Here is a 430-nt window from a genome sequence, read left to right on the forward strand (position 1 = left end):
TGCTGTTTTCAATCGGCGTTACGCTATTCTCTATAATACTTGTTCTTAACAGTTTGATTTTGTGGTACCGCAGAAGGATGGAGCAGGAATTATGAAAAATCTTACTAAACGAAAGCTCCTTGACAAAATAATGTATGGAATCATGGCGGCGGCAATGGCGGGCGTTATTATCGCCCTGTTGTTCATTATCGTCTACATTTTTAAATCGCAGGCGGGTTTCCTTAATTTCTCTTTTATCATCGGCATTGAGCATGGAATTCTCCCGATGATTGTTACTACCCTCTATGTGGTTTTTGTTTCCATTCTTGTCGCCCTGCCTGTCGGCATAGCTACCGCTATTTTTCTAAACGAGTATTCGGGCAATTCTTCGTTCATAAGGGTACTGCGTCTTGCGATAGAAACGCTTGCTGGTATTCCTTCAATCATTTAC

The 430-nt window shown here is 41.6% G+C and carries 1 pseudogene; it reads left to right on the plus strand.

The annotated features are described in order from the left end of the window. Positions 1–91: 91 nt before the first annotated feature. Positions 92–430: pseudogene (locus tag ACYVRH_RS14735) on the plus strand (phosphate ABC transporter permease PstA); the annotation flags it as partial.

The sequence above is a fragment of the Treponema sp. R80B11-R83G3 genome (assembly GCF_054786115.1).